Here is a 24,376-nt window from a genome sequence, read left to right as displayed (position 1 = left end):
GCGTGAGCCTCCCGCGCCCCGGCCCTTCCCTTCCGCGCGGGCACGGGCTAGGCAGGGCGCAAGACAAGATCAGTGCGGGGGATTGCACATGAGCCGCCAAGGACAATCGCCGAAAACCGGTCGGATCGCCTTTCAGGGCGAGCTGGGCGCCTATTCGCATCAGGCCTGCCGCGACGCACGCCCGGACCTCGAGCCTGTCCCCTGCCGCACCTTCGAGGACGTGATCGCCGCCGTGAAGAAAGGCGATGCCGATCTCGCGATGCTGCCGGTGGAGAATTCGACCTACGGGCGGGTGGCCGACATTCACCGCCTGTTGCCGGAATCGGGACTGCATATTCTCGATGAGGCCTTCGTGCGCGTGCATATCAGCCTGATGGCCCTGCCCGGCGTCGAGATCGAAGAGCTGGAAAAGGTCCGCGCGCATCTGGTGCTTCTGCCGCAGGCGGCGAGCTTCCTTGCGCGCTACGGCATCCGTGGCGAAGCCGCCGCCGACAGCGCGGGCGCCGCCGCCGAGCTCGTGCAGGCCCAGACCCGCAGCGTCGGCGTGCTGGCCTCCGACATGGCCGCCGAGACCTATGGCCTCAACATCCTCGCCCGCCATATCGAGGATCACGCGCATAACACCACGCGCTTCCTGATCATGGGCACCGAGCCCGACACCCGCCCGCGCGGCGAGAAGATGATGACCACCTTCGTCTTCCGGGTGCGCAACATCCCGGCCGCGCTCTACAAGGCGATGGGCGGCTTCGCGACCAACGGCGTGAACATGACCAAGCTGGAAAGCTACATGGTCGGCGGGCATTTCACCGCGACCCAGTTCTACGCCGATGTCGAAGGCCACCCGGACGATCCGGCGCTGGCGCGTGCGCTCGAAGAACTCGACTACTTCACCAGCTATCTGGAAATTCTGGGCGTCTATCCGGCCGCCCCCGAACGCGACGGCTGAGGATCAGGGCGTCAGGCGCTTTTCTCGTGCTGACGCTCGATATCCTGCGCGAATTGTTCGATCCGCTCCTTGAAGCGGCGTTCCAGATTGCCCTTGCCGAGCTTGGCCGACTGGATCATCAGCCGCGCGCCGAGGCTGCGCGGCCTCAGGTCCAACCCCACCAACAACCGCGTGCGCGTCTTCGACAGATCGGTCAGATCGAAATCCATCACCGCCTCGAAACTGTTCGACACGCCCTCGTAGACGATCAGCTCCGGCACTTCGAATTGCTTCACATCGGTGATCATCTGGCGCTGCTTGCCGCGAAAGCGAAAGCCGATATCCCAGGACATGCCTGCGCCGGGTTCGCTCAGCGTGTCGAGTCGTTTCAGCGTGATCCCGCGCCGCATCGCCACACGCTCGAAGCTGCCGAAATCCGCGAGCCGCTCGAAGACGAAACCGGCGGGCGCGGAAATATCTGTGCGGGTCGACAATTTCATAAAGCGGGGTCCTCAGGGCAGATCGGAGGCCGGGGAGTGGCGCACCGTGCGGGGCAAACTGGCCTCATTCCAGCCGATCTGCAAGCCACTCGCGCATCAGCCAGCCGGCAATCGCACCTTGGCGTGGCGCAGATATCTCAGGATCGCGCCCCGCCACCACCTGCAGCAGCCGCTCGCGGCTGATCCAGAGCGCATCGGCGATCTCGACCGGGTCGATGGTGATCTCGGTGGTGGTCGCCACCCCGCGACAGCCCAGCATCAGAGAAGCCGGAAACGGCCAGGGTTGCGAGGCCACGAGAGAGACCTCGCCCACCGCGACGCCGCTTTCCTCGAAGACCTCGCGGCGCACGGCGGCCTCCACCGTCTCGCCCGGTTCCATGAACCCCGCGAGGCAGGAATACATCGTCTCGGGCCAATGCGGGCCGCGTCCCAGCAAGAGCTGGTTGCCATGCGTAATCAGCATGATCACCACCGGATCGGTGCGCGGGAAATGGTGTCGCTCGCAGACCGGGCAGCGCCGGTGCCAGCCCGCCTGTTCGGGCTCGCTCTCGGCGCCGCAGGTGGAGCAGAAGCGATGGGTCCGATGCCATTCCACGAGCCCGCGCGCGGTGGCTGCGATCTCCGCCTCGACCGGGCTCAGAAACCCCATCCGCCCGCGCAGCTCGGCAAAGACGATATCGTCGGGCAGATCGGGATGGCGCTGCTCGGAGGCGTCGAAGAAGGCAGCCCCATCGGGTCGTTCGCCATCAGGCTCGAACGCAGACACATCGCGGGAAAACAGCGCAAGCCCGTCGTGACTCCCGAGGAATATCTCCGGTCCCGGCATCGCCTCGAGCGCCGCTTCGCCCGCGCGCAGAAGGTGCAGCCCTTCGGGCCCGAACAGCGGACGCCCGCGCCAAAGTGCAACCACCCGCGCAGCCTCGCCTGCGCGCAGCTCCGCGAGCCGCTCTGCATCGCCCCGCAGATGCGCCGCCCGTTCCAATGCGCCCGGCGCTTCGGCGAAGGCCAGCCCCCGCGGATCGAGCGCACGTCTTTGAGACAACCGGGCGGGTTGCGAAATCAGTTGCTGGGTCTCGGCGAGGGAATCGGGCGGCATGAAAAACTCCTGCGGAACGCCCTACCCATGCCACGAGCCGGCGACCCGAGACCAGTGCCGATCAGGTGACGCGCATCGGCCACATTCGCCACCCGCCTTACCTCGCGAGTACGTTACGTCAATTTAAAACTTGGCAAATGACCGACCTCTACTCTAGGTTGCGTATGGGGACACGCGACCGCCAAAAGGCGGCATTACAACGATAAAAGGTCAATTTCGGGCCAAGGGGATCATATGGGAAAACTGTCTGACCGGGATTGGCCCGGCCAGTTTTCGGATCAGCGCGTCACACTCGCGCTGAGGCTTCTCGAGACGACCGATTTGCATGGTCAAGCTCGGGGCTACGATTACTTCAACGACCGCCCCGCCCCGCGCAGAGGCTTGGCAGCGCTGGCCTCGGAAATCGCGCAAGCGCGCAGCGAAGCCCCGAACTGCCTTCTGTTCGATTGCGGCGATTTCCTTCAGGGCACGCCGTTGACGCAGCTCTGGAGCGAGCCATGCGAGATCGCAGGTAGCCACGACGGCGAGAACCCGATGATCGCGGCGATGAACGCTCTGGGCTACGACGCGGCGGCGCTTGGCAATCATGAGTTCGATTTCGGGATCGGGCCGCTCGCTCAAGCGCTGGAAGCGGCGAAGTTTCCGATGCTCTGCGCCAATTTGAGCGCCTCCATCGGCACGCCGATCCGCCCTTGGGCGATGCTCGAACGCCGCCTGCTCGACAGTCACGGCACCGAGCAGACCCTGCGCATCGCGGTGATCGGCGTGCTGCCGCCCCCCAGCCTCGCCTGGCTCGAGGCCCGGCCCGGGGCCGAGCTTTCGACCTCTTCGCTCCTGGAGGCGACGGAGGCTCAGCTGCAACTGGTCCGCGCCTCGGGCGCCGATCTTGTGATCGCCCTCGCCCATACCGGGATTTCGCCCCTGCCGCCACTGGACGAGGAATCGCAAGACCCCGAACACTCTGCCGAACGGGCGGCGCTCGCGGTCGCGCGGCTCGACGGGATCGACGTCGTGCTGGCCGGGCATGACCATCATGGCTTTCCCGATGCCACACGGCCGGCCTTCGCGGGGATCGACCCCGTTCTCGGCACGCTTCACGGCAAGCCCGCGCTCAATGCGGGCGCGCGCGGCACACATCTGGGGGTGCTCGACCTCGTGCTGGAACAGACGCAGGACGGCTGGAGACTCGCGGCACATCGGGCGGAACTGCGCCCGGCGCAGCAAGAGACCGGGCCGGACAGCGCGGCGGTGCTCGCCGCCTCCGATCGCGCCCATCGCCGCACGCTCGATCACATCCGCCGCCCCATCGGCACCACTGCGGAGCCGCTGCACAGCTATTTCACACAGATCGCACCCGACCGGACGCTCGCGCTGATCAGCGCGGCGAAGCGGCGCTTCGCCCGCGAACGGCTCGCCGGTCGCCCCGAGGCGGATTTGCCCCTGCTCGGCGCCGCGTCGAGCTTCAAATCGGGCGGCGCGGCGGGCTCGGCCCATTTCATCGACATCCCCCCCGGCCCGCTTCGGATGAGCCATGTCGACGACATCTACCTGTTCAATAATACGGTCGGCGCGGTGGAGCTGAACGGCGCGGAGCTGCGCGACTGGCTCGAACAGGCGGCCTCGATCTACAACCAGCAGCATCCCGACGGGCAGTTGCGGATGCTCTGCGACCTCACCTTCGCGAGCTACCATTTCGACGTGATCTCGGGGATCACCTACGAGATCGACCTCTCTCAACCCCCGCGTTTCCGCCCCGATGGCAGCCTGCGCCCCGCCGCGCCCGGGCGCATCCGCGACCTGCGCCATGAGGGCGCTCGGATCAGCAACACCGACCGCTTCATCGTCGTCAGCAATGATTTCCGCCTGTCGGGCGGCGGCGGCTTCAAGCGGCGAGGCCGTCCCGTTCCAATCGATCCGGAGCCGGTGCTGGTGCGCGACCTGTTGCTCGAAGAGATCGATGCGCAGGAGGGACCGCTGCATCTCGACGCGCCCCCGATTTGGCGGTTCTCTCCCCTGCCCGGTGCGCGCGCGCTCTACCATACGGGTCCCGGTGCCGCGGCCTATCTCTGCGAACTGGAACAGGCGGGGCTGCGCGCGTCTTCCGGGCCGGTCGACGCGAATGGGTTTCTGCCCCTGGAGATTTCGCTCTGAGCGCCCGCCGATGCCGCGCCTAATTTTCTTGCATTCTTACAGCACCCCGCCCAAAACTTAATCACGGAACCGTGAGCGCCCCGCCTGTTCGCATGGCGCGCGCGGTTTGAGTTTACCCCCGCGCGCCGCCGGTCAGGATCGGGGCGAAAACGGATTAACGAAGTGAGGGATATCATGCTGCACATCAAACCGGGGCTTTTCGCGGCGCTCGCGCTCGGCCTCTCGGCCACGCTGGCACAGGCCGAAACCAAGATGCCTTTCGCACTGGACTGGAAATTCGAAGGCCCCTCGGCGCCCTATTTCCTTGCAGTGGACGAGGGCTATTACGGCAATGCCGGGCTCGACGTCGAGATCGCAGAGGGCAAGGGCTCGCTCGACGCGATTCCGAAAGTGGCGACCGGTGCCTATCCGGTGGGCTTCGCCGATATCAACTCGCTGATGAAATTCCTCGACCAGAACCCCGGCGCACCCGTCACCGCCGTGATGATGGTCTATGACAAGCCGCCCTTTGCCGTGGTCGGCCGCAAGTCGCAGGGCGTGAACGAGCCCAAAGACCTCGAAGGCAAGGTGCTGGGCGCGCCGCCGCCGGATGGTGCCTGGGCGCAATTCCCGATCTTCGCCAAGGAGACCGGCCTCGACATGGACAAGATCAAGGTCGAACCCGTCGGCTTCCCCACGCGCGAGCCGATGCTGGCCGAGGGCAAGGTCGATGCGGTCACCGGCTTCTCCTTCTCCTCGACGCTCAACCTCAAGCGCCTCGGCGTCGGCATGGATGACCAGTCGATCCTGCTGATGGCCGATTACGGCGTGGCGCTGTACGGCAACGCGATCATCGTGAACACCGATTACGCGAAGGCGCATCCCGAAGAGATCACCGGCTTCATCAAAGCGACCGCCGAGGGCTGGAAAGCCGCCGTGGCCGATCCGGGCAAGGCCGTGGACGCGCTTCTCAAGCGCAACCCCGCCGCCGACAAGGATCTGGAGACCGAGCGCCTGCAGATGGCGATCGATGCCAACGTCCTGACCGATTACGTCAAGGAAAACGGCATGGGCGGCATCGACGCGGACCGTATGGCCACCGCGATCGAGCAGACGAAAACCGTCTACGAGTTCCAGAACACGCCTGACGCGGCGCTCTATTTCGACAGCGAATACCTGCCCGACGCGGCAGAGCTGAAGATCGACTGATCCGTCACCGTCTCAGGGGCGGGCGCCGCAGACGCGCCCGCCCCTTTTCTCTGCCTTCTCGCGCCGGACCCTCATGGAAAACCTCATCGACATTCGCGGCGTGACCCACGCCTATCAAACCAAGCATGGCCCCCTGCCCGTGCTCGACCATCTCGACATCCGCGTGCCGCAGGGCGAGTTCTGCGCCGTGGTCGGCCCGTCGGGTTGCGGGAAATCCACCCTCACCCGTCTGGTGGCGGGCTTGATGAAGCCCGATCAGGGCGAGGTCTGGCTGCATGGCGAGAAGGTCACCAGCCCGCGCAAGACCGTCGGCATGGCCTTCCAGAACCCGGTGATGCTGGAATGGCGTTCGATCATCGAGAACGTCATGCTGCCCTTGGAGATCGTGGCTCCGGGCATGGCGAAATCCGAGAAGGTCGCGCGCGCCGAGCATCTGCTGGAGATGGTGGGCCTGAAGGGGTTCGAGACCAAGCGCCCCTCCGAGCTGTCCGGCGGGATGCGGCAGCGCGCCTCGCTCTGCCGCGCCATCGTGCATAAGCCGGATGTCCTGATCATGGACGAACCCTTCGGCGCGCTCGACAATTTCACCCGCGAGGATCTGTGGCAGACGATGCGCGACCTGCGCGCCGCCGAGCCCTTCACCGCCGTTCTGATCACCCATGACCTGCGCGAGAGCGTGTTCCTCGGCGATCAGGTCATCGTGCTCTCGGGCCGCCCGGCACATACGCAATATGTGCTGGATGTCGACCTGCCGAAGGATCGCACGATCGACATTCTCTACGAGCCGAAAGCCGTCGACATGCTGCATTTGCTGCGCGACCAGATCCGTATCGCTCAGGGCCGCGACGAGGAGATGCACTGATGGACTTCAAGAAAATCCTCACCCCGATCCTGTCGATCATCGCCTTCCTCGCGATCTGGGAATTCATCGTCTGGGCGAATGGCTGGCCGAATTACGTCATGGCCTCGCCCTCTGACCTGCCCGCCGCCTATATGCGCTACTGGAACCTGTTCCTGATCGATAGCTGGCAGACGCTGTGGCGGACGGTAGCAGGTCTTGCGATCTCGATCGTCTTCGGGACGTTCCTCGGCATGGTCATGGGCTTCTCGCGCACCGCGCGCGATGCGCTCTATCCGCTTCTGGTGGGCTTCAACGCGGTGCCGAAAGCGACCGTGGTGCCGGTGCTGGCGCTGCTGTTCATCGGCGCGCATGACTTCAACACCGTGCTGATGGCCTTCATGATCTCCTTCTTCCCGATCGCGGTGTCGGTGGGGATCGGCCTGTCGACGCTGGAGCCGGAATATCGCGATATTCTGGGCGCGCTGGGGGCCTCGAAATTCACCATCTTCCGCAAGATCGCCCTGCCGAAAACCCTGCCCGAATTCTTCGGCGCGCTGAAGGTCTCGGTGACGCTGGCCTTCATCGGCACCAACCTCGTCGAGATCATCTCGCCCCATGGCAAAGGCCTCGGCGCGCTGTTCCTGTCGGGTCAGACCAACGGGGACTACCCGCTGATGTTCGCGGTGCTGATCGCCTTGGCCTTCCTAGGCATCCTTCTCTATTACGCCGTTGTCGCGCTGGAGAAGATATTCGCAGGCTGGGCTGAGCGGCAACCGGGTTAAGGGGCTCTGCCCCCCGTCGCGGGAGGGCGACATTCAGCGGAGAATGAAGGGGGCTCTGCCCCCTCGGGCTTCGCCCTCACCCCCGGGATATTTTCGCCAAGGCGAAGGGGGTCCGCTCCGCGAACCGATAAAGAAAACCGCCCGCACGAGAGAGACGTGCGGGCGGTTTTGCGTTTCAGGTCGGTGACCGGATCAGGTCTTGAAGATCCGGTAGATCGCCGGGATCACAAGCACCGTCAGCAGGGTCGAGCTGAGCAGACCGAACAGCAGCGAGATCGCGAGACCCTGGAAGATCGGGTCGGCCAGGATCACCACCGCACCGATCATCGCTGCGATCGCGGTCAGCAGGATCGGCTTGAAGCGGATGGCGCCCGCCTCGATCAGCACCTCGGTCGGCGATTTGCCCTCGTGGCTGCCGTGGCGGATGAAGTCCACCAGCAGGATCGAGTTGCGCACGATGATCCCCGCCAGCGCGATGAAACCGATCATCGACGTGGCCGAGAACGGCGCGTGGAAGATCCAGTGGCCGAGCATGATCCCGAGGAAGGTCAGCGGCACCGGGGTCAGGATCACCAGCGGCAGGCGGAACGAGCCGAACTGCGCGACGACGAGGATGTAGATCCCCAGAAGCGCCACGGCGAAGGCCGCGCCCATGTCGCGGAAGGTCACCCAGGTCACCTCCCATTCGCCGTCCCACAGAAGCGTCACATGGCTCTCGTCCTGCGGCTGGCCATGCAGCGACACGACCGGTTTCTCGCCCTTGGGCCAGTCCATGTTGTTGATCGCATCGTCGACGGCGAGCATCCCGTAGAGCGGCGCCTCGAACTTGCCGGCGAGCTCTGCGGTGACCATCTCGGCCTCGCGCCCGTTATGGCGGAAGATCGGATAGGACGCCTTCTCCTTGTCGACGCTGACCACGTCGCCCAGCTCCACCACGCCGCGCGCGCCGGGCAGGACATTGGCCGGGATCGGCGTCGAGAGCGTTTCCTCGTTCATCACCTTGTTCGACTTCGAGCGCTCCATCACGATCGGGATCGGCTGGCGCTCCTGCCCGCGATGGGAATAGCCCACCGTGGTCGAGCCGTTCAGCATCCCCAGCGTGTCCCAGACATCGCCTTCGGAGACCGAGTAGAACTCCAGATCGTCGGAATTGACGGTGGCGCGCAGCTTGTCGGGCTGGATGCCGAAGCTGTTATCCACGTCGACGATATAGGGCACCTGTTTGAAGGCGTCCTCGATCCGGCGGGCAGCGTCACGGCGCATCTCGGGCGTCGGGCCATAGACCTCGGCCAGAAGCGTCGCGATCACCGGCGGACCGGGCGGCGGCTCGACCGTCTTCAGGCTCGCGCCTTCGGGCAGCTTGATCGCCTTGATCTTGTCGCGGATCTCCAGCGCAATCTCGTGGCTGGTGCGGTCCCGTTCCCCTTTCGGCGCAAGCTGAAGCTCGACATCGCCCTGATTGGGCTGCGCGCGCAGGTAGTAGTGGCGCACGAGCCCGTTGAAGTTGAATGGCGCGGAGGTGCCCGCATGGGTCTGCACCGAGAGCACCTCGGGCAGCTTGGTCACGATCTCGGCCACCTGCTGAGCGACCGCATCCGTGCCCTCGACCGAGGTGCCCGCAGGCATATCGACCACGACCGAGAGTTCGGATTTGTTGTCGAAGGGCAGCAGCTTCACGGTGACATGCTTGGTATAAAGCAGCCCCAGCGAGCCGAAGGACAGCACCGACACGACCAGCAGGAACAGACCCGAGCGGCCCTTGGTCTTCAGGATCGGACGCGCCACGGCGCTGTACATCCGGCCGAGCTTGCCGCCCGCATGTTCGCCGCCATAGGCATCGTCGTCGCCGTGATGGCCATGCAGCTGCGCCTTGCCCGCGACCTTCACCATCAGCCACGGGGTGATGATCACCGCCACGAAGAAGGAGAAGATCATAGCCGCCGAGGCCACCGCCGGAATCGGCGACATGTAAGGCCCCATCAGCCCCGACACGAAGAGCATCGGCAGCAGCGCGGCGACCACGGTCAGGGTGGCGACGATAGTGGGGTTGCCCACTTCGGCCACGGCCTCGATCGCCTTGGTCACACGACTTCCGGGCGTTTTCATCGCCCAGTGTCGCGCGATATTCTCGATCACCACGATGGCGTCGTCGACGAGAATACCGATCGCGAAGATCAGCGCGAAGAGCGACACCCGGTTCAACGTGAAGCCCATGATATAGGCCGCAAACAGCGTCAGCAGGATCGTCACCGGAATGACGACTGCAACCACGATGGATTCCCGCCAGCCGATCGCGACCAGCACGAGGCCCACGATCGAGACCGTCGCGAGGCCAAGGTGGAACAGCAGCTCGTTGGCCTTCTCGTTCGCGGTCTCGCCATAGTCGCGGGTAACCTTCACCTCGACATTGTCGGGGATCAGCTGGCCGTGCAGCTCGTGCACGCGGTCAAGGATATGCTCGGCCACGACCACGGCGTTGGACCCCGCGCGCTTCGCGATGGCCAACGTCACGGCAGGTGAGCGCTCGATCTTGCCATTGGCGTCGCGCTGCACATTGGAGACGATATGGTCCGAGGCGTCCGGCACATAGGACACCTTCGCGACATCGGCCACATAGACGGGGCGGTTGTCGCGCGTGGTCAGCAGAAGGCCCGCGATCTCGGAAGGCGCGGTCAGCGTCTCCCCTGCCGAGAGGCTGATCTGCTTGCCCTCATGGCGGATATTGCCGGTGTTGAAGGCGCGGTTCGCCTGCGTGACCTTGTTCGAGAGCTGCTGCAGCGTCACGCCGTAGAGCGCGAGCTTGTCGGGCTCGGGCTCGATGCGGATCTCGCTCGTGGCGTCCCCCACCAGATAGGTCAGGCCGACGTTCTGGATCTTCGTGACCTCGGTCTGCAATTCGCGCGCGACACGGGTCAGCTCGTCGCTGTCCACCTGCGCGCCGTCCTTGCCGGTCAGCGTCAGCGAGACGATCGCCACATCGTCGATCCCGCGGCCCACGATCACCGGATCGGGGATGCCTTTCGGGATCTTGTCCATATTCGCGCGGACTTTTTCATGCACGCGCAGGATCGCGGCATCCGATGAGGTGCCGACCTTGAAGCGCGCCATCACCAGCGAATAGTCGTCCTGCGTGCGCGAATAGACGTGCTCGACCTCGTTGATGCCCTGCACGATGGTTTCCATCGGCTCGGTCACCAGCTTCATCGCGTCCTGCGCCTTCAGACCCGGCGCCTGCAGGTGGATATCCACCATCGGCACGGAAATCTGCGGCTCTTCCTCGCGCGGCAGCGAGATCAGCGCGACCAGACCTACCGCGATTGCGGCGAGGATCATCAGCGGCGTCAGCGCCGAGCGGATGAAGGACTTCGTGAGTCCCCCCGCTATTCCCAGTTTGACGTGGATTTCGTCGTCTTCGGGCGTCTCGGGCCCGGTGCCTTGGTTATTGCTCATCGTTCGGCACCACCGTGTCGCCGGCGTTCAGACCGGTAAGAACTTCGACCATGTCCTGGCCGTCGATATTGACCTTAACGCCCGGCACGACCGTGCGCAGATAGGTGCCGTCCGCTTCTTTCACGCGGACGAAATCGAGCCCGGTGCGGTTGAAGACATAGTCCTGCGGGATGACAATCGCGTCACGCTCGCCCATCGGCAGCTTCACCAGAAGCCGCGCGCCGACGAAGCGCGAATCCAGATCGGGCACTTCGACATCGGCCTGCACCCGGCCGCCCTCGATCTCGGGGTAGATCTTGGCCAGCTTGCCGTCGATCTCCTTGCCGTCGGGATCGGTGATCATGATCGTGTCGCCCATGTGCAGCGTGTCGGCGTGACGCTCGGGGATCGACAGACGCAGGAAGAACCCGCCGCCGCCAATCGTCGCGATGGTCTCGCCGCCCATGATGACGGCATCCTTGGTGACCGGAACGGTCACGACCTTGCCGTCGATCGGCGCGGTCACGGTGCCGAATTCCTGCTGCTGCTCATAGACCTTGCGCTGCGCCTTCTGCGCCGCGATCTGGCCCTCGTAGACATTCACCTGAGTCTGAAGCTGATCGACATTCTGCGAGGTCGAGACGCCGCGCGCCTGCAATTCCTGCCCGCGCTTGAGCTCGGTCTTGGCGTTTTCCAGCTGCGCTTCGAGCGCATTGATCTGCGCATCGACCGCGCCGATCTGATAATCGAGCGTCTGGTCGGTGATCTTGCCGATCTCCTGACCGGCCTTGACCTCGTCGCCCTCGGTCACGTCAAGCGCGGTGATCGTGCCGGAAATCCGTGCACGCGCCGCAATCGTGTTCTTTGCCTCGACCTGCCCGTAGACAGATTTCCAATCGGTCACGACCTGCGGTTCGACCGTAATCGCCCCGTCCTGCGCCAACGCGATTCCCGGCAGCATCAACGCGGCGAATGCCAACGGCAGAAGCTTCAACGTCATCTCGGGTTCCCTTCCCTTACCGGCGCGCCCCTGCGCCTGCAATTTATATTCCGGTTATTGAATATGTATTCGCCCGGACGAATACAACCACTCCACAGGTTCGAATTCATTGACCTGTGTCATGGCCGCATCGCCAGGGGTTTTCGCTTTCACTTTCATGCGCTAAAGCCTTTCCCGCAACAGTCTTGGAGATGGTGAGATGCACGATATCCGCGCAATCCGCGAAAACCCCGAAGAATTCGACGCGCAGCTGGCGCGGCGGGGGCTCTCGCCGCTCTCGCCCGAGATTCTCGCGATGGACGAGGCGCGCCGCACGGCGATCCACGCCGCCGAGACCGCGAAAGCCGATCAGAATGCCGCATCGAAGCAAGTCGGCGCTGCGAAAGCGAAGGGCGACGACGCCGAATTCGAGCGCCTGCGCGCGCTGGTGACCGAGAAGAAAGCCGAAGTCGCGCAGATGCAGACCGAGGCGGGCGAGCTGGACGCCAAGCTGCGCGATCTGCTGATGACGATCCCGAACCTGCCGCTGGCCGAGGTACCCGATGGCGCGGATGAGGACGAGAATGTAGAGGTGAGCCGTTGGGGCACGCCGCGCGAATTCGCCTTTGATCCGAAAGAGCATTTCGAGCTGTCCGCCGTGGGCGGCGAGATGGATTTCGAGACGGCGGCGAAGCTGTCGGGCTCGCGTTTTGTGGTGCTCAAGGGCGGGGTCGCCCGCGTCCACCGGGCGCTCGCGCAATTCATGCTCGACCTGCATGTCGACAAGCACGACCTGTCCGAGAACATCACCCCCGTGCTGGTGCGCGACGAGGCGATGATGGGCACCGGGCAACTGCCGAAATTCGCTGAGGACAGCTATCAGACCACGAATGGCTGGTGGCTGATCCCGACCGCCGAGGTGACGCTGACGAACTACGCCAATGGCGAAGTGATGGAGGCCTCCGCCCTGCCCCAGCGCATGTGCGCCCATACGAACTGCTTCCGCTCGGAAGCGGGCTCTGCGGGCAAGGACACCTCGGGCATGCTGCGTCAGCACCAGTTCGAGAAGGTCGAGATGGTGACGCTCTGCACGCCCGAGACCGCGATCGACGAACATGAGCGCATGACCAAATGCGCCGAAGCGGTGCTGGAGGCGCTGGAACTGCCCTATCGTCGCATCGTGCTCTGCACCGGCGACATGGGCTTCGGCGCGCAGAAGACCTACGATCTCGAGGTCTGGCTGCCCGGCCAGAACACCTATCGCGAGATTTCCTCGGTCTCCACCTGCGGCAGCTTCCAGGCGCGGCGGATGAACGGGCGCTACAAGCCCGAAGGCGGCGGCAAGCCGGAATTCATCGCGACGCTGAACGGCTCGGGCCTCGCGGTCGGACGCTGCCTGATCGCGGTGCTGGAGAACGGTCAGGAAGAGGACGGCTCGGTCACCCTGCCCGCCTGCCTGCACCCCTATCTCGGCGGCAAGACGCGTCTGGTCGACGGCAAGCTGGCCTGACACTGCGACCCGGCGACGCAAGACTCCGGCCGGGAACGTTGTTAACGTTTCCGTGTTCGAAGTGAGTCGCCGGGAGAGCTGCACATGTCCGTAACAGTCACGCACAAGCGGGATAGCGTCTTGATGAGGCGCATTCTCGAGATCGGTGAGGACCAGATCCCCGCGCAGATCATCGCGATGCGCCGGGAAAAAACGCTGTCGAAACTGATGGCGGAGATCAATGCGAGCGTGCTTTCGGACTCGATCGAAGAGCGCGCACGTGCCCAAGCGGCACTCGATCGGCTGGGCTTTCTGTAAAGCGCGTCGGCATCGCCGAAACGAAAAACGCCCGCCGGAGATTTCGACATCCTCCGGCGGGCGTTTTCTTTTAGGATTAGCGGCTTACTCGCCCTTCTTCGCCTCGCGCGCTTTCCGCGCCGATTCCTTGTGGGCCGAGCGCTTCTTCGCATCGACGTGCTTTTTCAGGCGCGACGGGATCGACTTCTTGCGATCCTTATAGGGGTTCGTCTTGCCCTGATCGCGCATGTACAGGCGGATCGGCGTGCCCGGCATGTCGAAGCTCTCGCGCAGACCGTTAACCAGATAGCGCTCGTAGCTTTCCGGGATCTTGTCGGTATGGGTCGACTTCACCACGAAGCCCGGCGGACGGGTCTTCGCCTGCGTGATGTAGCGCAGCTTGATCCGGCGGCCGCCGGGAGCCGGCGGCGGGTGCGCCTCGGTCATCGCGGTCAGCCAGTTATTCAGCTTCGCCGTCGGCACGCGGCGGTTCCAGACCTCATGGGCCTTCAGGATCGCATTGTGCAGCCGGTCGAGCCCCTTGCCGGTCTTGGCCGAGACGGTCACCAGCGGCGCGCCCTTGAGCTGCGGCAGCAGACGCTCAAACGCCTCGCGCAGCTCCTTCAGCTTCTCGGGCTTGTCTTCTTCGAGATCCCATTTGTTCGCGGCAACCACGACCGCGCGCCCCTCGGTCTCGGCGAAATCGGCGATCCGCAAGTCCTGGGTTTCAAAGGGAATATTCACGTCGAGCAGCACCACGACCACTTCGGCGAAGCGCACCGCGCGCAGGCCATCGGCCACGCTCAGCTTCTCGACCTTGTCGGTGACGCGCGCCTTCTTGCGCATCCCCGCCGTGTCCCAGATCCGCATCGGCGTGCCCATGAAATCGGCGGTGACCGAGATCGCGTCGCGGGTAATCCCGGCCTCGGGGCCGGTCAGCAGGCGGTCTTCGTTGAGGATCTTGTTGATCAGCGTCGACTTGCCCGCATTCGGGCGCCCGATCACGGCAAGCTGCAGCGGTTTCGTGGCGGAGGGCGGCTGGTAGGCGGGGATGTCGCCTTCCTCGAGCTCGTCCTCGATCACGATATCGGTGACGGGGGCGTTCGCGGCGTTGCGCTCGGCGAATTCGTCGGCCAGCGGCACCAGCGCGGTGTAGAGATCGTCGAGACCTTCGCCATGCTCAGCCGAGATCCGCAGCGGCTCGCCCAGACCAAGGCTCCAGGCCTCCATCGCGCCCGCATCGCCCGCAGCCCCTTCGGCCTTGTTGGCCGCGAGGATGACGTTAGCGCTTTTCTTGCGCAGGATATCGGCGAAAATCTCGTCGGCGGGCGTCACACCCACGCGCGCGTCGATCATGAAGAGGCAGATATCGGCCTCTTCCACGGCGCGCTCGGTCAGGCGGCGCATCCGGCCCTGAAGGCTGTCGTCTTCGGCCAGTTCCAGACCGGCCGAGTCGATCACGATGAAACGCAGATCGCCCAGACGCGCATCGCCCTCGCGCAGGTCGCGCGTGACGCCGGGCATGTTATCGACAAGCGCGAGTCGCTTGCCGACAAGCCGGTTGAACAGCGTCGATTTTCCGACATTCGGGCGGCCCACGATGGCCAGGGTAAAGCTCATGATGCCCTCCTTGGGCGGTCGTAAGCGGCCCCCTTACACCCTAAAGGGCTCACTGAAAAGCGTGCAGTTTCCCATCGCCGCCGACGACGTAGAGGGTGCGCCCCGCCACGACCGGATCGGTCGCAGCCCCGCCCGGGATCTTCGCCTGGCCGATCAGGCTGCCGTCGATCGGGCTGAAGACGCGCAGCACGCCGTCGGAAGACGCGACGAACAGCTTGTTGCCCGCGAGAACCGGGCCGTAGCTCGCGACGATGTCGCGCTGACGCTTCGGCTTGTCCTTGGTGTAGTACGGCAGGTCCTTGGACCAGATCTGATCGCCGGTCTTGGCATCGAGACGCACGATCTTGCCCTGATCCGAGACGAGGAAGATCGAGCCGCCTGCAACCTGCACCGGGCTGTTGGCCCCTTCGGTCGCGGTCCAGATCCGCTCGCCGGAATTCACGTCGAAGGCCGCCAGCTTGCCCGCCGAGGAGCCCGCATAGACGGTATCGCCCACGACGACCGGATCGCCGGTCAGATCGACGATATTGGCATAGCCCACGCCCGGACGTGCGCCCGGCACTTTGGAGTTCCACATCTGCATCCCGCTTTGCGGCAGGACGCCGCTCAGGAAGCCCGAGGAGAACGGGAAGATCACCATGCGGTCGGTGACGGCGGGCGAGGAGACGCCGGTCATGCCCGAAGCCGACGGCGCACCCGGCACTTGCCAGATTTCTTTGCCGTCGCTGGCGCGGATCGCCCAAGCCGAGGAATCGCGCGCGACCACATAGACCACACCGTTCTTCACGGTCGGCGCACCGCCGATGCCTGCGTCGAAATATTGCCGCCACTTGATGCCGCCGGTGGCTGCGTCGATCGCGACGAGCTCGGCGAAATCGGAGGTCACATAAACCGTGCCGTTGGCATAGGCCACGCCGCCGCCCGAGGCATCGCCCTGACGGTCGCCCGGAGGCGTGATGTCGGTCTGCCAGACGCGCCCGCCATTCGTCGCGGTCGCGGTCACGCGGGCCTGACTGTCGAGCGTGTAGATCTTGCCGCCACCCACGATCGGATCGGCGGTGATGCGGTAGCGGCGCGCATTGCCCGAACCGATATCGGCAGACCAGACCGGCGTCGTGCCGTTGCCGAGCGCCGCGTTGAAGAGGCTATGGGTCGCCGAGCCCGCACGCTGCGGCCACTCGGCATTGCCCACCTGACGCGGCAGCGAGATCGGCAGCGACTGCTGGGCGGGCGCATCGGCCAGCGGCAGCCCCTCTTCGGCGCGCAGCGCGTCGCGGGGCGAGAGACGCTCGCCGGGAAGGATCGTTTCCTTGGTACAGCCTGCCACGAAAGCCGCCACACTCAGCACGCAGATCGTCTTGCTCAGCTTCACGCCCGTTCCCCCTGCCTGTCTCGGCTCTCTTGCAGTGCCCGCGCGCTCGATAAAGACGCGCCGGTTCAACCCTTTACTCTTGCGGTGCCGGAGCGCTCTGCCCCGGCTGGGTCGGCACTTCGCCACCCAGCGCCACAATCAACTCTGTCGCGCGTTGTTGCAAGCCCGGCGTGAGGCCGGAGTCCTGAAGAATCTGCTGGGCGATCGAGATCGCGCCGTCCGTGTCGCCGGATGCGACGGCTGCGGCCGCCTGCTGCTCCATCGCCAGAAGGCGGTAGGGCGCGCCGGGGGTAGCCAGTTCCTGCAGCGTCGCGTCGCGCTTGGCCGCATCCATCTTGTCGCCCGCCGCGATCACCGCCTTGAGCTTCGCGAGATCGCTGATCGAGCGCGGCAGGCCCTGCTCGGCGCTCACCGCGTCGAAGAACTTGATCGCCTCGTCGGGCTTGCCCGCCTCGATCGCGGCGTCGCCCTGCATGATCTTGAGAACCGCGGTGCGGCCGGGACCGTCGGGCGTGACCTTGGCGAGATCGGCGCTGGTGGCGTCACCGTTCACGGCCGCCATTACCTGATCGCCAAAGGCGCGCGCATCGGCCTCGGTCTTTTCCTTCTGCCACGCATTCCAAGCGGTGCCGCCGACGATCGCGAGGATGATCACCGCGCCGATCCAGCCCCATTTCTTGAACGCCGCCCAGAGCTTGTCCTGACGCACGGCATCGGTGACTTCGTCGATGAAACTGTCGGTATCACTCACGCGCGGGTCTCCTCGTAGCTTTGGCGCCCCTCTTACACGGCTCCCCCGGCGCTGCCAAGGGCCGCACGAACCGCTCTGGTCACGCGGGTCGTGGCGGAATGCAAGCCTTGAGATCACGCTCCGCTCTCGGTAAGTTGAACGCTGCGGTTCAGTCCCCATTTTGGCGAGACGCCGTGCCCACATACAGGAGCCCGCCGATGCGTCCGGTCCCGATCCTTAACGCGATCCTCGTTCTTGTCGCGCTCTACCTTCTGGTGTTCGAGCGCGACCGCCTGATGGGCTATCTCGGCGATGCCGCGACGCCTGCCGAGCAAGCGCAGCAGGTCGAGGCGACCGGCACCCCCGCCGTGCCGGTGCAGGCGATGGTCTCGACCGCGCAGCCGCTCGATCAGGGCGTTCTGACGCGCGGGCAGACCGAGGCCGCGCGCCGCGTTGAGGTGCGCTCCGAGACGACGGGCAAGGTGATTTCCGAGCCGCTCGGCAAGGGCGCGCAGGTCGAGAAAGGTCAGCTGCTGTGCAAGCTCGATCCCGGCACGCGGCCCGCAGCGCTGGCCGAAGCGCAGGCCCGGCTGGCGGAAGCGCGGCTCAACGCCACCGCCGCCGAGAAGCTGAAAGAAGGCGGTTACCGGTCGGAAACCTCCACCGCCTCCGCGCAATCGGCCCTCGAAGCGGCCAGCGCCGCCGTCGGGGCAGCACAGACGGAACTGGCGCGGCTCGAGATCACCGCGCCCTTTGCTGGGATGATCGAAGAAGACACCGCCGAACTCGGCGCGCTTCTCTCGGCGGGCGGGCTTTGCGCCACCGTGATCCAGCTCGATCCGATCAAGCTCGTGGGCTACATCCCTGAAACCGAGATCGACCGGGTCAAGACCAGCGCGATGGTCGGTGCACGCCTCGCGACCGGGCGCGAGGTGATGGGCAAGGTCACCTTCGTTTCGCAATCGGCGGACGCAGCCACCCGCACCTTCCGTATCGAAGCCGAAGCGCCCAATGGCGACCATTCGATCCGGGAAGGGCAGACGGTCGAGATGATCATTGCCGCCGACGGGACCAAGGCGCATTTCCTGCCCGCCTCCGCGATGACGCTGAACGATCAGGGCAAGCTGGGCGTTCGGCTCGCGGTGGACGGCGTGGCCCGTTTCGCCCCGGTCGACTTCCTGCGTGACACGCCCGAGGGCGTCTGGCTGGCGGGCCTGCCGGAGAGCGCCACGGTGATCGTGGTCGGGCAGGACTACGTCACCGAGGGCTCTCCCGTGGCCGTGACCCTCGTCGATCACGCGCCGGGTGATGCGGCCAACGACACGCCCGCCCCCATGACGCCCGCCCCGCAGTCTGATGGCGACGCCAGCGGCGGGGCCGCGCAATGACCGGTATCGTCGATTGGGCCGCAGCGCGCGCGCGGATGGTGATCGCCTTCGTGGCGATCTCGATCCTCGCGGGGCTGACCGCCTATCTGAGCCTGCCCAAGGAGGGCGAGCCGGATATCGAGATCCCGATGCTGTTCATCTCGGTCCCCTTCCCCGGCATCTCGGCCACCGATTCCGAGAAGCTGCTGGTCAAGCCGATGGAGACCGAACTGGCCGGGCTCGACGGGCTCGACAAGATCACCGGCATCGCGAAGGAGAATTACGCGGGGCTGATGCTCGAATTCGACTTCGGCTGGGACAAGACGAAGATCATCGCCGATGTGCGCGATGCGATGAACACCGCCGAGGGCAAGTTCCCCGACGGGGCCGAAAAGTATTCGATCAACGAGATCAACTTCTCCGAATTCCCGATCGTCGTGGTGACGCTGTCGGGCAACGCGCCCGAGCGCACCCTGCAAAAGCTCGCCCGCGAATTGCAGGACGAGGTCGAGGGGCTGGAGCCGGTGCTGGAAGCCCAGATCGCGGGCCAGCGCGACGAGATGTTGGAAGTCGTGATCGATCCGCTGAAGCTCGAGGCCTATAACGTCACCGCGCCCGAGCTGATCAATGTCGTGCAAGCCAATAACCAACTGATCGCGGCAGGCGAAGTCGAGACCGATGGCGGCGCGTTCTCAGTGAAGATCCCCGCGACCTTCGAAACCGCGCAAGATGTCTATGCGCTGCCGGTGAAGAAGAACGGCGAGAGCGTCGTGACGCTGGGCGATCTGGCCGATATCCGCCTGACCTTCGAGGACCGCACCGGCACCGCGCGCTTCAACGGCGAGCCGACGGTGGCGCTGCAGATCGTCAAGCGCAAGGGCTACAACGTCATCGACACGGTGGACCTGCTGCGCAAGACCGTGGCCGAGACCGAGAGCAAATGGCCCGAGCCGCTGCAACGCGCCGTCGATGTGGGCATCTCGCTCGATCAATCGAAAACCGTGGGCGCGATGGTGAGCCAGCTCGAAGGCTCGGTGCTGACCGCGATCGCGCTGGTGATGATCGTGGTGCTGGCCACGCTGGGAACGCGCTCGGCGCTGCTGGTGGGCTTCGCGATCCCGACCTCCTTCCTGCTGACCTTCCTGCTGCTGGGCGCGATGGGCGTGCCGATCTCGAATATCGTGATGTTCGGCCTGATCCTCGCGGTGGGAATGCTGGTCGATGGCGCGATCGTCGTGGTGGAATATGCCGACAAACGGATCTCGGAGGGCTCAGGCCCGATGGCCGCCTACACTGAAGCCGCGAAACGCATGTTCTGGCCGGTCGTGTCGTCCACGGCGACCACGCTCTGCGCCTTCCTGCCGATGCTGTTCTGGCCGGGCGTGCCGGGCGAGTTCATGGGGATGCTGCCAGTCACGATCATCTTCGTGCTCTCAGCCTCGCTGGTCGTGGCGCTGATCTACCTGCCCGTCGTGGGCGGCGTCGCGGGCCGGATGAGCCGCCGTCTGGACATGGGCGCGCGGGTCATCAAGGGCTGGCCGTACTGGCTGCGCCTGCTGCTTGCCGTAGTCTCGGCAGCGCTCGTCTTCCTCGGCGCGCTCCTGACGCTCAACCCGGCCTTCGTCACCGGCACGCATACCGCTTCGGGCAATCTGCTGGCCTCGCTGCCCGGCGTGATCCTGTTCGTGATCGCGACGCTGCTCAGCTCGATCACCTTCACGGCGGCTAAGCCGCAAGGCAAACCGAAGCCCATCGAGGCGGGCTATCGCCGCCGCCCCTTCGGCCATTTCACCGCCGCCATCGCGGGCAATCCGATCATACCGCTGATCGTGGTCGCGGTGATCGTGACCGGCGTCGTCATGACCTTCGGCTATTACGGCAAGAACAATAACGGCACCCAGTTCTTCACCGACAGCGAGGTCGAACAGGCGATCGTCTATATCCGGGGCCGCGGCAACCTCTCGCTGACCGAGAAGGACGCGCTGCTGCAGGAAGCCGAAAACATGGTGATCGGCACGCCCGGCGTCGGCGCGGTCTTCTCCTTCGCGGGCGAAGGCGGGCTGAACCAGAACAATGGGGGGGCCAGCGCGCCGCGCGACACGATCGGCCAGATTCAGGTCGAGATGATCCCCTGGGCCGAGCGCAAGGACGATCCGGCGCTCGATGGCGATCTTGTGATGGAGAAGATCATGGCGAAGATCGCCACGATCCCCGGCATCCAGTCCGAATATCTCGCGCAGGATCGCGGGCCGTCCTCCGGCAAGCCGATCCAGCTCCGGCTCGAGGGCGATGATTTCGCGGCGCTCGACAAGGCCGTGCGGCAGGTCGAGGCACATATGGCGGAGATGAAGGGCGTGACCGACATCGAAGACACCCGCCCCCTGCCCGGCATCGACTGGGTGATCGACGTGGACGTGACCCGCGCGGGCCGCTTCGGCGCGGATGTGGCGACCGTGGGCGGCATGGTGCAGCTGGTGACGCGCGGCATCCTGCTCGACACGATGCGCGTGCCCTCGTCTGACGAGGAGATCGAAATCCGCGTGCGCCTGCCCGAGGAAGACCGGGTTCTGTCGACCCTCGACACGCTGAAGCTGCGCACCTCCGAGGGGCTGGTGCCGCTCGCGAATTTCATCACCCGCACGCCCGCCCCCAAGCTGGGCCAGATCGACCGGATAGACCAGACCCGCTATTACGACATCAAGGCGGGGGTCGAGGAGGGGCTCACCAACGAGGACGGCCAGCCGATCACCGGCAACGAGCGGATCGCCGCACTGGGGGAATGGCTCGATACCGAGGCCACCCTGCCCCCCGGCGTCAGCTACGAATGGTCCGGCGATCTGGTCGAGCAGAACGAGAGTCAGGACTTCCTGATGACCGCGTTCGGCGGCGCGCTGGCGCTGATGTTCGTGATCCTGCTCGCGCAGTTCAACAGCTTCTACAATTCGGTGCTGGTGTTGCTGGCGGTGGTGCTGTCCACGGCTGGCGTGCTGATCGGGATGCTGGTGATGGGTCAGCAATTCTCGATCATCATGACCGGCGTGGGCATCGTCGCGCTGGCGGGGATCGTTGTGAACAACAACATCATCCTGATCGACACCTATCAGGAATTCTCACGCTACATGCCCGAGCTCGAAGCGATCATCCGCACCGCCGAGGCCCGTCTGCGGCCCGTGCTGCTGACCACGATCACCACGATGGCAGGGCTTGCGCCGATGATGTTCGGCCTGTCGCTCGATTTCTTCAATGGCGGCTATTCGATCAACAGCCCGACGGCGCTCTGGTGGAAGCAACTGGCGACGGCGGTGGTGTTCGGCCTTGGCACCGCGACCGTGCTGACGCTGGTTCTGACGCCCGCGCTGCTGGCGATCCGGGTCTGGTTCAACACCGGCGCCTATCGCGGGACCAAGGCGCTTTCGGCGCTGATGCAGGGCATCGACAGCCGGGCCGCGCGCGACCTCGCGCTGGAGCGTGCGATGCGCAAGATGCGTGGGCGCGAGATCATCTGGGAGGACGGCGAACCCGAAGGCGGCGTGAAGCCGCATCTGGTGACACGGCCCGACGCGGCGGAGTGAGTGCGAAGGGGCGCGCCCTGCCCTCGGGTGGGCGCGTCGCATCGTCGGTGGCGTCGCGCGTTATCGTGCAAGCCCGCAAGTCGGTCGTGCCCGCAATCTCCTCGCCAATGCGCCCTCCCGAGGGGAGGGTCGAGCGCGGCCCGGGGCTGGTCGCCCCGAGCCTAGAGGGCTGACAACGGAAGGCTTACGCCGCCCCCTGCTCCGCCTCGTCGTCCTCTTCCGCCGATTGCCGCGCCCACATCGAGGCGTAGCGCCCGCGCTGTGCCAGCAACTCCTCGTGGCGTCCGCGCTCGATGATCTCGCCCTTGTCGAGCACGAGGATCTGATCGGCATCCGCGATAGTCGACAGACGGTGCGCGATGGTGATCACCGAGCGCCCCTCGCCCATCGCCTTAAGGCTCATCTGGATGTCACGCTCGGTCTGCGTATCGAGCGCAGAGGTCGCCTCGTCCAGCAGCAGGATCGGCGGGTTCTTCAGGATCGTGCGCGCGATGCCCACCCGCTGCTTCTCGCCGCCCGAGAGCTTCAGCCCCCGCTCGCCCACGGCCGTGTCATAGCCTTCGGGCAGGCTGAGCACGAAGTCATGGATGCGCGCGGCCTTCGCTGCCGCCACGATCTCTTCGTCCGAGGCATCGGCGCGCCCATAGGCGATATTGTAGCGGATCGTGTCGTTGAAGAGCACGGTATCCTGCGGCACCACGCCGATCGACTGCTGCAGGCTCTCCTGCGTCACGTCGCGCAGGTCCTGATCGTCGATGCGGATCGCGCCGCCGGTCACCTCGTAGAAGCGGAACAGCAGGCGCCCGATCGTGGACTTGCCCGAGCCCGAGGGGCCGACCAGCGCCACCGTCTGTCCGGCCGGCACGTCGAAGGAAATCCCCTTCAGGATCGGCCGCGTCGGGTCATAGGCGAATTCAACATGGTCGAAGCTGATATGCCCGCCTTTCACTTTCAGAACGTCCGCGTCTTCCTTGTCCTGAATTTCGGCCGGTTGCTGCAACAAATCGAACATTTCGCCCATATCGACCAGCGCCTGCCGGATCTCGCGATAGACCGTGCCGAGGAAGCCCAGCGGCATGGTGATCTGGATCATGTAGGCCTGCACCATGACGAAATCGCCGACCGTCAGCGTGCCCGCCTGCACCTGCATCGCGGCCATGACCATCACCGTCACGAGCCCGATCGTGATGATCAGCGTCTGGCCCGCATTGAGCGCTGCGAGCGACTGGCCGGTCTTCACCGCCATCGACTCGTAGCCCTTCATCGACTCGTCGTAGCGTTCCGCCTCGCGCTTGGCCGCGCCAAAATATTTCACCGTCTCGAAGTTCAGCAGGCTGTCGATCGCCTTCTGGTTCGCCGCCGTATCGGCCTTGTTCATCTCGCGCCGGATGTTCACGCGCCACTCGGTGACCTTGAAGGTGAACTTGATATAGGCCGCGATGGTGACCAGCACGACCGCCGCGTAGCGCCAGTCGAAGACCACCGCGAAGATGATCGCCACCAGCGTCAGCTCGACGATCAGCGGGCCGACCGAGAACAGCATGAAGCGCAGCAGGAACTCGACGCCTTTCACCCCGCGTTCGATGATCCGGCTGAGGCCGCCGGTCTTGCGGGTGATGTGATAGCGCAGGCTCAGCTGGTGCATATGGGTGAAGGTCTGCAGCGCCAGATGGCGCAGCGCGCGTTGCGCCACCTTCACGAAGATCGCATCGCGCAGCTCGCCGAAGGCCACCGTCATCAGGCGCGCGACGCCGTAAGCCACGGTGATCGCCACCGCCCCCATGCCCAGCGCCCAGGCCGCCGAGGTGCCCTCGCCCGAGAGCGCGTTGACCGCCTCGCGATAGACGAAGGGCGTCGCGACCGAGATGATCTTGGCGATAACCAGCATCACCATCGCGAAGACGACGCGGCGCTTCACCCACGGGGCTTCATGCGCCCAGAGATAGGGCAGCACCGCGCGGATCGTGCGCCAGCCGCGGGCGCGTTCCTCGGCATTCATCTTGCCCTTGGTCGTGATCTGTGCCGGAGGCATCGCGCC

The 24,376-nt window shown here is 65.2% G+C and carries 17 protein-coding genes; 9 read left to right on the top strand and 8 right to left on the bottom strand.

Going from position 1 to position 24,376, the window contains the following annotated elements; genetic code table 11:
* The first annotated feature begins 88 nt into the window (after positions 1-88).
* On the top strand, positions 89-946 hold the full coding sequence (locus BMI88_RS04395) for a prephenate dehydratase (protein WP_078539653.1): 858 nt from the start codon (positions 89-91) through the stop codon (positions 944-946).
* A gap of 11 nt (positions 947-957) precedes the next feature.
* Here the strand turns inward: BMI88_RS04395 and BMI88_RS04390 are convergent, their stop codons facing one another.
* Both BMI88_RS04390 and nudC read right to left on the bottom strand, forming a co-directional pair.
* The gene (locus tag BMI88_RS04390) at positions 958-1,425 is read right to left on the bottom strand and encodes an SRPBCC family protein (RefSeq protein ID WP_078546384.1); all 468 of its coding nucleotides are present in this window, start codon (positions 1,423-1,425) and stop codon (positions 958-960) included.
* Positions 1,426-1,489: 64 nt separating this feature from the next.
* Entirely contained in the window at positions 1,490-2,521 is a 1,032-nt protein-coding gene (gene nudC, locus BMI88_RS04385) for an NAD(+) diphosphatase (RefSeq protein WP_078546382.1), read from the bottom strand.
* 234 nt (positions 2,522-2,755) lie between these two features.
* Between nudC and BMI88_RS04380 the strand changes: the two genes are divergently transcribed.
* From BMI88_RS04380 to BMI88_RS04365, 4 genes are all read left to right on the top strand, one after another.
* Positions 2,756-4,672: a 5'-nucleotidase C-terminal domain-containing protein gene (locus BMI88_RS04380; protein ID WP_078546380.1), complete on the top strand. Its 1,917-nt coding sequence runs from the start codon at positions 2,756-2,758 to the stop codon at positions 4,670-4,672.
* Positions 4,673-4,846: 174 nt separating this feature from the next.
* Positions 4,847-5,860 (top strand): ABC transporter substrate-binding protein, encoded by a 1,014-nt coding sequence (locus tag BMI88_RS04375; protein ID WP_078546378.1) that lies wholly within the window; start codon positions 4,847-4,849, stop codon positions 5,858-5,860.
* 73 nt (positions 5,861-5,933) lie between these two features.
* On the top strand, positions 5,934-6,722 hold the full coding sequence (locus BMI88_RS04370) for an ABC transporter ATP-binding protein (protein WP_078546376.1): 789 nt from the start codon (positions 5,934-5,936) through the stop codon (positions 6,720-6,722).
* On the top strand, positions 6,722-7,483 hold the full coding sequence (locus tag BMI88_RS04365) for an ABC transporter permease (protein WP_078519584.1): 762 nt from the start codon (positions 6,722-6,724) through the stop codon (positions 7,481-7,483). Before BMI88_RS04370 ends, BMI88_RS04365 begins: the two co-directional genes overlap by 1 nt.
* A gap of 192 nt (positions 7,484-7,675) precedes the next feature.
* Here BMI88_RS04365 and BMI88_RS04360 read toward each other — a convergent pair whose 3' ends face one another.
* Both BMI88_RS04360 and BMI88_RS04355 read right to left on the bottom strand, forming a co-directional pair.
* The gene (locus BMI88_RS04360) at positions 7,676-10,933 is read right to left on the bottom strand and encodes an efflux RND transporter permease subunit (protein ID WP_078546374.1); all 3,258 of its coding nucleotides are present in this window, start codon (positions 10,931-10,933) and stop codon (positions 7,676-7,678) included.
* Positions 10,923-11,912 (bottom strand): efflux RND transporter periplasmic adaptor subunit, encoded by a 990-nt coding sequence (locus BMI88_RS04355; protein ID WP_078546372.1) that lies wholly within the window; start codon positions 11,910-11,912, stop codon positions 10,923-10,925. The genes BMI88_RS04360 and BMI88_RS04355 overlap by 11 nt, the downstream gene beginning before the upstream one ends.
* Positions 11,913-12,111: 199 nt before the next feature.
* Here BMI88_RS04355 and serS point away from each other — a divergent pair, with 199 nt between their 5' ends.
* Both serS and BMI88_RS19715 read left to right on the top strand, forming a co-directional pair.
* A complete protein-coding gene (serS, locus tag BMI88_RS04350) occupies positions 12,112-13,401 on the top strand; it encodes a serine--tRNA ligase (protein WP_078546370.1) in 1,290 nt (429 codons plus the stop codon).
* Positions 13,402-13,524: 123 nt separating this feature from the next.
* Complete coding sequence (locus BMI88_RS19715) at positions 13,525-13,698, top strand: hypothetical protein (RefSeq protein WP_168173939.1); 174 nt, start codon at positions 13,525-13,527, stop codon at positions 13,696-13,698.
* 84 nt (positions 13,699-13,782) lie between these two features.
* Here BMI88_RS19715 and der read toward each other — a convergent pair whose 3' ends face one another.
* The 3 genes from der to BMI88_RS04335 form a co-directional block, all read right to left on the bottom strand.
* A complete protein-coding gene (der, locus tag BMI88_RS04345; RefSeq protein WP_078546368.1) occupies positions 13,783-15,297 on the bottom strand; it encodes a ribosome biogenesis GTPase Der in 1,515 nt (504 codons plus the stop codon).
* Between the two features lie 49 nt (positions 15,298-15,346).
* Positions 15,347-16,669: a PQQ-binding-like beta-propeller repeat protein gene (locus BMI88_RS04340; protein WP_078546366.1), complete on the bottom strand. Its 1,323-nt coding sequence runs from the start codon at positions 16,667-16,669 to the stop codon at positions 15,347-15,349.
* Between the two features lie 73 nt (positions 16,670-16,742).
* Positions 16,743-17,420, bottom strand: a complete 678-nt coding sequence (locus tag BMI88_RS04335; protein WP_078546364.1) for a hypothetical protein — start codon at positions 17,418-17,420, stop codon at positions 16,743-16,745.
* Between the two features lie 197 nt (positions 17,421-17,617).
* On the opposite strand from BMI88_RS04335, the gene BMI88_RS04330 reads away from it, so the two are divergent.
* Positions 17,618-18,787 (top strand): efflux RND transporter periplasmic adaptor subunit, encoded by a 1,170-nt coding sequence (locus tag BMI88_RS04330; protein ID WP_078546362.1) that lies wholly within the window; start codon positions 17,618-17,620, stop codon positions 18,785-18,787.
* Positions 18,784-22,338, top strand: coding sequence for an efflux RND transporter permease subunit (locus BMI88_RS04325; protein ID WP_078546360.1), 3,555 nt, complete (start codon positions 18,784-18,786; stop codon positions 22,336-22,338). Before BMI88_RS04330 ends, BMI88_RS04325 begins: the two co-directional genes overlap by 4 nt.
* A gap of 184 nt (positions 22,339-22,522) precedes the next feature.
* On the opposite strand, the gene BMI88_RS04320 is transcribed toward BMI88_RS04325, so the two are convergent.
* Positions 22,523-24,370: an ABC transporter ATP-binding protein/permease gene (locus tag BMI88_RS04320; RefSeq protein ID WP_078546359.1), complete on the bottom strand. Its 1,848-nt coding sequence runs from the start codon at positions 24,368-24,370 to the stop codon at positions 22,523-22,525.
* Between the last annotated feature and the right edge of the window lie 6 nt (positions 24,371-24,376).

It is taken from the genome of Thioclava sp. F36-6, from assembly GCF_002020305.1.
GTDB lineage: Bacteria > Pseudomonadota > Alphaproteobacteria > Rhodobacterales > Rhodobacteraceae > Thioclava > Thioclava sediminum.
The sequence above is the reverse complement of the archived record's forward strand: the minus strand, read 5'-3'. Positions and strand labels throughout refer to the sequence as shown.

Excerpts from the sequence above, each read along its gene's own strand:
- der (WP_078546368.1), bottom strand. The coding sequence starts at position 15,297 with ATGAGCTTTACCCTGGCCATCGTGGGCCGCCCGAATGTCGGAAAATCG.
- BMI88_RS04320 (WP_078546359.1), bottom strand. The coding sequence starts at position 24,370 with ATGCCTCCGGCACAGATCACGACCAAGGGCAAGATGAATGCCGAGGAA.
- BMI88_RS04390 (WP_078546384.1), bottom strand. The coding sequence starts at position 1,425 with ATGAAATTGTCGACCCGCACAGATATTTCCGCGCCCGCCGGTTTCGTC.
- nudC (WP_078546382.1), bottom strand. The coding sequence starts at position 2,521 with ATGCCGCCCGATTCCCTCGCCGAGACCCAGCAACTGATTTCGCAACCC.
- BMI88_RS04365 (WP_078519584.1), top strand. The coding sequence starts at position 6,722 with ATGGACTTCAAGAAAATCCTCACCCCGATCCTGTCGATCATCGCCTTC.
- BMI88_RS04325 (WP_078546360.1), top strand. The coding sequence starts at position 18,784 with ATGACCGGTATCGTCGATTGGGCCGCAGCGCGCGCGCGGATGGTGATC.
- BMI88_RS04360 (WP_078546374.1), bottom strand. The coding sequence starts at position 10,933 with ATGAGCAATAACCAAGGCACCGGGCCCGAGACGCCCGAAGACGACGAA.
- serS (WP_078546370.1), top strand. The coding sequence starts at position 12,112 with ATGCACGATATCCGCGCAATCCGCGAAAACCCCGAAGAATTCGACGCG.
- BMI88_RS19715 (WP_168173939.1), top strand. The coding sequence starts at position 13,525 with ATGAGGCGCATTCTCGAGATCGGTGAGGACCAGATCCCCGCGCAGATC.
- BMI88_RS04370 (WP_078546376.1), top strand. The coding sequence starts at position 5,934 with ATGGAAAACCTCATCGACATTCGCGGCGTGACCCACGCCTATCAAACC.
- BMI88_RS04355 (WP_078546372.1), bottom strand. The coding sequence starts at position 11,912 with ATGACGTTGAAGCTTCTGCCGTTGGCATTCGCCGCGTTGATGCTGCCG.
- BMI88_RS04330 (WP_078546362.1), top strand. The coding sequence starts at position 17,618 with ATGCGTCCGGTCCCGATCCTTAACGCGATCCTCGTTCTTGTCGCGCTC.
- BMI88_RS04380 (WP_078546380.1), top strand. The coding sequence starts at position 2,756 with ATGGGAAAACTGTCTGACCGGGATTGGCCCGGCCAGTTTTCGGATCAG.
- BMI88_RS04375 (WP_078546378.1), top strand. The coding sequence starts at position 4,847 with ATGCTGCACATCAAACCGGGGCTTTTCGCGGCGCTCGCGCTCGGCCTC.
- BMI88_RS04395 (WP_078539653.1), top strand. The coding sequence starts at position 89 with ATGAGCCGCCAAGGACAATCGCCGAAAACCGGTCGGATCGCCTTTCAG.